Annotated in this window: 6 protein-coding genes (1 of these 6 cut by a window edge); 2 read left to right on the top strand and 4 right to left on the bottom strand. The window is 61.3% G+C overall.

The window, feature by feature from the left end:
- Together rapA and rluA are read left to right on the top strand one after the other, a co-directional pair.
- Nucleotides 1-1,511 carry the 3' portion of an RNA polymerase-associated protein RapA gene (gene rapA, locus I6L40_RS04920; protein ID WP_071914826.1) on the top strand. It extends 1,357 nt beyond the left edge of the window, so the window shows 1,511 of its 2,868 coding nt (coding positions 1,358-2,868); the start codon falls outside the window, past its left edge; it ends in the stop codon at nt 1,509-1,511.
- A gap of 112 nt (nt 1,512-1,623) precedes the next feature.
- A complete protein-coding gene (gene rluA / locus I6L40_RS04915) occupies nt 1,624-2,280 on the top strand; it encodes a bifunctional tRNA pseudouridine(32) synthase/23S rRNA pseudouridine(746) synthase RluA (protein WP_043852217.1) in 657 nt (218 codons plus the stop codon).
- A 64-nt stretch (nt 2,281-2,344) separates the two neighbouring features.
- Here the strand turns inward: rluA and I6L40_RS04910 are convergent, their stop codons facing one another.
- The 4 genes from I6L40_RS04910 to treB form a co-directional block, all read right to left on the bottom strand.
- Nucleotides 2,345-2,533, bottom strand: coding sequence for a hypothetical protein (locus tag I6L40_RS04910; protein ID WP_019446232.1), 189 nt, complete (start codon nt 2,531-2,533; stop codon nt 2,345-2,347).
- Nucleotides 2,534-2,779: 246 nt separating this feature from the next.
- Nucleotides 2,780-3,373, bottom strand: coding sequence for a sugar O-acetyltransferase (locus I6L40_RS04905; RefSeq protein WP_071914829.1), 594 nt, complete (start codon nt 3,371-3,373; stop codon nt 2,780-2,782).
- A gap of 3 nt (nt 3,374-3,376) precedes the next feature.
- Nucleotides 3,377-5,038, bottom strand: coding sequence for an alpha,alpha-phosphotrehalase (gene treC, locus I6L40_RS04900; protein ID WP_216995067.1), 1,662 nt, complete (start codon nt 5,036-5,038; stop codon nt 3,377-3,379).
- Between the two features lie 67 nt (nt 5,039-5,105).
- Nucleotides 5,106-6,536, bottom strand: a complete 1,431-nt coding sequence (gene treB / locus I6L40_RS04895) for a PTS trehalose transporter subunit IIBC (protein ID WP_042033278.1) — start codon at nt 6,534-6,536, stop codon at nt 5,106-5,108.
- Nucleotides 6,537-6,555: the final 19 nt, after the last annotated feature.

The following is a 6,555-nucleotide window of genomic DNA, read 5'->3' as shown; positions in this document are numbered from 1 at the left end:
TGCGCTACCTCTATCCCGAGAAGATCTTCCAGCAGTTCGAAGGTGACAACGCCACTTGGACCCAGTTCGACCCGCGCGTCGAATGGTTGCTGGAGCTGCTACTCTCAGCCCGCCAGCAGAAGGTGCTGGTGATCTGCTCCGAAGCGGCGACCGCTATCGCGCTGGAAGAGGCGCTGCGTACCCGTGAAGGGATCCGTGGTGCCGTGTTCCACGAAGGGATGTCGATCCTCGAGCGGGACAAGGCCTCCGCCTATTTTGCCCAGCAAGAGGGTGGCGCCCAGGTGCTGCTCTGCTCCGAGATCGGCTCAGAAGGGCGCAACTTCCAGTTTGCCAGCCATCTGGTGCTGTTCGATCTGCCTCTCAACCCGGATCTGCTGGAACAGCGTATCGGCCGACTGGATCGTATCGGTCAGCAGAATACCGTCGAGATCCACGTTCCCTATCTGGAAGGGACTGCCCAGCGCGCCCTGCTGCTCTGGTATCACGATGGTCTGGACGCGTTCGAGCAGACCTGCCCGACTGCCCGCCCGGTATTCGAAGCGGTACGTGAAGAGCTGTTCGAGCTACTGGCCGCCAACACCGGCGATCAGGCGGCCCTCGACGCCCTGCTAATCAAGACCCGCGAACTGCACGAACCGCTCAAGGCCAAGCTGGAACAGGGCCGCGATCGCCTGCTGGAGATCCACTCCAGCGGTGGCGCCGCCGCCCAGCAGCTGGTCGATAAGCTGGCCGCCGAAGATGACGACACCGGCATGATCTCCTTCGCCCTCAAGATGTTCGACGAGATCGGCGTCAATCAGGACGACAGAGGTGAGAACGCGCTGGTGCTGACTCCCGGTGATCACATGCTGGTTTCCAGCTTCCCGGGCTTGCCGCAAGACGGCATGACCATCACCTTCGATCGCAATACCGCCTTGTCGCGGGATGACATGGCGCTGCTCTCCTGGGATCACCCCATGATGCGCGGCGGTATCGACCTGATCCTCGGCTCCGAGATCGGTGCCACCTCGGTAGCACTGCTCAAGAACAAGGCGCTGCCCATCGGCTCCATCCTGCTTGAGCTGATCTTCGTTGCCGAGTCTGCGGCCCATCCCCAGCTCTACCGCTTCATGCCGCCGACGCCGATCCGCCTGCTGATGGACAAGAACGGCAACAATCTCGGTGAGAAGGTGGCGTTCGATGCGTTCAACCGCCAGCTGACGCCGGTCAACCGCCACCTTGGCAGCAAGCTGGTGACTGCATCCCAGCCGGTGATCCACGGTCTGATTGGCCAGGGCCAGGCGATTGCCGAAGAGCTGAAGGCCGGGATTGTCGACAAGGCCCGCGCCCAGATGGCGCAGACCCTGCAACAGGATCTCGATCGTCTGGAGGCGCTCAAGGCGGTCAACCCGAACGTGCGCGACAGCGAGCTGGAATATCTGCGCAATCTGCAGGCAGAATTGCACCACTTGATCGACCAGACCCAGCTCAAGCTGGATGCCATCCGCTTTATTGTGGTGACCCATAACTGATAAAACGGTGAAATGGCCAAACCCAACGCAAGTTGGCTGCCATGCACTTTTATCGTGGTAACCCATAACTGATGGGGGCTTGCCCCCGCTTTGACCAAAGATGCGAGACGCTATGTTTGTATACTCACCGCCCCTGGAACCCTGGCTCGATATCCTGTTCAAGGACAAGGACATCATGGTGGTCAACAAGCCCACTGGCCTGCTGAGCGTCCCCGGGCGCGGCCCCGAGAATGAAGACAGCGTGCTCCATCGGGTCAAGCAGCAACACCCCAAAGCGGCAGCCGCCCATCGCCTCGACATGGCGACCACCGGCGTGCTGGTGATCCCGCTCAATCCCAACTCCCACCGGGAGCTGAGCCGGCAATTCCGCGAACGGGAGACCGAGAAGCACTACCTCGCCTGGGTGTGGGGTGAACCGGAACAGGATGCGGGTGAAGTGGACCTGCCGCTCTGCGTCGACTGGCCCAACCGCCCGAAACAGAAAGTTGACCATGAGGAGGGGCGCCATGCCCTGACCCTGTGGCAGAAGCTGAAGGTGGAGAACGGCAACAGCCTGATCAAGCTGACCCCGATTACCGGTCGCTCCCATCAGCTGCGGGTTCATATGCTGGAGCTGGGTCACCCTATCCTCGGCGATAACCTCTACGCCAACCCGGATGCGCTGGCGGCGGCACCGCACCTTTATCTGCATGCGGCCAGCCTGACCATCAGCCACCCCCGCAGCGGCGAGCGGATGACCTTCGAGGCACCAGCCCCTTTCCCGGTCTGAGCCTGACAGGTAACTGCCAAATAAAAAGAAAGCCCCCATCGAGAGATGGGGGCTTTTTTATCGCTCAGACACGGATATCGATATTGCTTCCGAGGGAAGCGCTGGCCGATGTCGGCGCAGCCGGAGCGGATTGCGCTGCGGTTTGCAGCAATTTCAGTGCGGATTCGCCCTCTTGGGTCTGCTGTTTTTTGGCCAGACTAGCCGCCATCAACGCAGAACCGAATGACGCATTTGCAGAGCTGGATATGTCCATAGGTTACCTCCTGCATCAAAGAGTATCGGCCGCCCTCAGCCAGACATGAGCAATCAATGGACAATAATCCGAACCGGGGCCCAGTTGCATGTCGATCGGGCGAATGCTCTGGAAGGGATAAATCGCCCCGAAACCGCACCAACTGGGCGTTTTGAGGGGTCATCATCCATTCGATAAGCAAATGATGGAAGCCATATCATTTGAAAAATAAATGATAAAAAGCGCCACCAAGCCCCTCGAAAATGCCTATTCGAAGCCCGCAAGCTCCTCCGCTGTCATCGCCCGCAATACCCGACAGGGGTTGCCGGCCGCCACCACATTGGCGGGCACATCTTTGGTCACCACCGAACCGGCACCGATGACGCTGTTGTCACCGATGGTGACGCCGGGGCAGATAACCGTACTGCCACCAATCCAGACGTTGTGACCGATCCGTACCGGCTTGCCGAACTCGACACCCCTGATGCGCGGCGCCACCGCCACCGGGTGAGCGGCGGTGTAGATCTGCACCCCGGGCGCCAGCAGTACGTTGTCGCCGATGTGCACCTCACAGACGTCGAGGATGGTGCAACCCACGTTGGCGTAGAAGTTCTCGCCGACGAAGATGTTGGCGCCATAGTCGCAGAAGAACGGCGGATTGATGGCACACTCGTTGCCGCGGCTACCGAGCAGCTCGTGCAGCAAAGCATCCCGCGCCGGTTTCTCCTGCCAGCTGGTGTTGAAGGTGTGATAGAGCCTGCGGCAGCGCTCGCGCGCCGCTTTCAGCTCGGGGTCGCCCGCATCATAAGGCTCCCCCGCCACCATCTTCTGCCACTCGGCACCACGCACCACCTTCTCCATTACCTACTCCATCAGCCAGATCAGGGATTCATAAGGGCGCAGCATACCCGATTGCGGTTGGGCCGGGCTATCCGGGTAGTTGCCGAGCAGCAGCCGACCTTGCCCGCTTTGCAGCTCGGCAGGCAAGGCAAACTCCACCGGCTCGCCGTAGAAGTTGCTCACCACCAGCAGGGTCTGACCGTTGGCGCGGCGGGCATAGGCCCAGATCTGCGGGTGCCCGGTCAGCAGCTCCTGATAATCCCCCTGCGTGAAGATGGGGTGCGCCTTGCGAAGGGCGATGAGATCCCGATAGTGCCAGAACACCGAGTGCTGGTCGGCCAGCGCCGCCTCGGCATTGATCCCGGAATAGTTGGCGGCTGGCTTGAGCCAGGGCGTCCCGCTGGTGAAACCGGCATTGGGGGCGGCGCTCCACTGCATCGGGGTGCGCGAGTTGTCGCGGGACTTGGCACCGAGAATGGCGAGGATCTCGGCCTCGCTCATCCCTTCGGCCTGCTTGATGGCGAAGATGTTGCGGCTCTCCACATCCTGATAGTCATCGATGCGCTGATAGCCGGGGTTGGTCATGCCGATCTCCTCCCCCTGATAGATGTAGGGGGTGCCCTGCAAACCGTGCAGCGTGCTGGCCAGCATCTTGGCGGCCACGACTCTATGCTCGCCCTCATCGCCGAAGCGGGAGACGATGCGCGGCTGATCGTGGTTGCACCAGAACAGCGCCGACCACCCCTTGCCGTGCATGCCGCTCTGCCAGTGGTTGAAGATGCGCTTGAGTTCGAGGAAATCGAACGGCGCCTTGGTCCACTTGTCGCCGTTGGGGTAATCCACCTTCAGATGGTGGAAATTGAACACCATGGAGAGCTCGGAGCCATCGAGGGCGCCATAGCACTGGCAGTGCTCCAGCGAAGTGGAGGACATCTCCCCCACCGTCATGGCGCCGACAGGAGCAAACACGTCGCGGCTCACATCCTGCAGGAATTCGTGGATGCGCGGCCCGTCGGTGTAGAAGCGGCGGCCATCGCCAATCTCGTCGTTCGGGAACGCCTGATCCTTGGAGATAAGGTTGATGACGTCGAGGCGGAAACCGTCCACCCCCTTCTTGGCCCAGAAGTGGATGATGTTTTTGACCTCAGCGCGCACCGCCGGATTTTCCCAGTTGAGATCCGCCTGCTCGCGGGCAAACAGGTGCAGGTAGTACTGACCGGTGATCTCATCGAGCTCCCAGGCGCTGCCACCAAACTTGGATTGCCAGTTGTTGGGCACGCCGCCATCCACCGGATCGCGCCAGATGTAGTAGTCGCGGTAGGGGCTGTTTTTATCCCCCAGCGCCGACTTGAACCAGGCGTGCTCGGTGGAGGTGTGGTTGACCACGATATCCATCACGATGCGGATGTCGCGCGCGTGGGCGGCGGCCAGCAGCGCCTCGAAATCAGCCATGGTGCCGTAGGCGGGGTCGATGGCGTAGTAGTCGGCGATGTCGTAGCCGTTGTCCACCTGCGGCGAGACGTAAACCGGGGTCAGCCAGAGGGCATCGACCCCTAGCGTCTTGAGGTAATCGAGGCGGGCCATGATCCCCTTGAGATCACCGGTGCCACGGGCGCCGGAATCCTGAAAGCTCTTGGGATAGATCTGGTAAATCACGGCGCTCTGCCACCAGGGTGTTTGGCTCATGGCTCTTTCTCTTGTCACAAATTGAAATGGGAGAGGGCGACCCGCAAGGTCGCCCTGACAATCAGATTCAGGCGCTGGCTTCGGCCAGCTTGCCGGCCGCTTGCTGGCGCTTGTAGACCAGCAGGGTCAGCACCACCGGCACCACGATGGCGACCAGCATGGCGAGGGAATAAACGGCCCAGTATTGCGGCTGGATGGAGAGGATGCCCGGCAGGCCGCCTACCCCGATGCCGTTGGCCATCACCCCGGCGAAACCGCAGATGAGGGCTGCAAGGCTGGAGCCCACCATGGCGCACAGCATGGGGAACTTGTACTTGAGGTTGATACCGTACATGGCCGGTTCGGTCACCCCGAGATAGGCGGAGATGGCGGCAGGCACCGAGATCTCCCGTTCGTTCTCCTTGCGGCTAATCAGAATGATGCCGACGACCGCAGAAGCCTGAGCGATATTGGAGAGGGCGATCAGCGGCCAGATCGGGGTGCCACCCATGCTCTGCATCAATTGCAGATCCACCGCGTTGGTGGTGTGGTGGATGCCGGTGATGACCAGCGGCGCGTAGAGGAAACCGAACAGGGCGGCACCGATAGGAGCGAAGGAGCCGGTCATGGCGGCCTTGGCAGCGAAGCCGACGCCCTCACCAATCCAGCGGCCGAACGGGCCGATAAAGGCGTGGGCCACGATCACCGCCAGCAGCAGAGAAACGAACGGCACAATCACCAGATAGAGATAGGCCGGAATAATCCGCTTGAGATTGGTCTCTACCCAGGCGAGGAACACGCCCGCCAGCAGCGCCGGAATGACCTGCGCCTGATAACCCACCTTCTGGATCACGAACAGACCGAAGTCCCACACCTCGGGGGTCTGCTGGCCGATGCCGTAGGCGTTCATCAACTGGGGCGACACCAGCGTGATGCCGAGCACGATACCCAGGATCTCGGAGCCGCCCATCTTCTTCACCGCAGACCAGCAGACGCCCACCGGCAGGAAGTGGAAGATCGCCTCGCCCAGCAGCCAGAGGAAGGCATGCACCTGAGCCCAGAACTGGCTGATCTCGGTGAGGGTGTGAGTGCCATCGTCGAACATCTTGATGTCGCCGATGACGTTGCGAAAACCCAGGATCAGACCGCCGGTGATGATGGCAGGCAGCAGCGGCACGAAGATCTCCGCCAGATGGGAGATGCCCCGCTCCAGCGGATTCATGTTCTGGCGCGCCGCCTGCTTGGCGGCCTCCTTGCTGCCACCGCTGACACCGAGCTGCTCGGTCAGCGCCTTGTACCACTGCTCTACCTCGTTGCCGATGACCACCTGGAACTGACCACCCTGGGTGAAGCTTCCCTTCACCGCCGGGATGGTTTCGATGGCTTTGCTGTCGGCCTTGGCCGGATCGTTCAGGACGAAGCGCAACCGGGTCAGACAGTGGCTGACGGTGGCGATGTTCTCCTTGCCGCCGATCTTGTCGATCAGGGTGGCAAGCTGCTGTGCGTTGATCTTGGACATGGGTCTTCCCTCTGTGACG

This window comes from Aeromonas sp. FDAARGOS 1410, assembly GCF_019048745.1.
GTDB lineage: Bacteria > Pseudomonadota > Gammaproteobacteria > Enterobacterales > Aeromonadaceae > Aeromonas > Aeromonas jandaei.
This window is presented reverse-complemented; position numbering and strand designations above follow the sequence as displayed.

What these genes read in the sequence shown, in the direction of transcription:
- rluA (WP_043852217.1), top strand. Translation starts at nt 1,624, where the DNA reads ATGTTTGTATACTCACCGCCCCTGGAACCCTGGCTCGATATCCTGTTC.
- I6L40_RS04910 (WP_019446232.1), bottom strand. Translation starts at nt 2,533, where the DNA reads ATGGACATATCCAGCTCTGCAAATGCGTCATTCGGTTCTGCGTTGATG.
- I6L40_RS04905 (WP_071914829.1), bottom strand. Translation starts at nt 3,373, where the DNA reads ATGGAGAAGGTGGTGCGTGGTGCCGAGTGGCAGAAGATGGTGGCGGGG.
- treC (WP_216995067.1), bottom strand. Translation starts at nt 5,038, where the DNA reads ATGAGCCAAACACCCTGGTGGCAGAGCGCCGTGATTTACCAGATCTAT.
- treB (WP_042033278.1), bottom strand. Translation starts at nt 6,536, where the DNA reads ATGTCCAAGATCAACGCACAGCAGCTTGCCACCCTGATCGACAAGATC.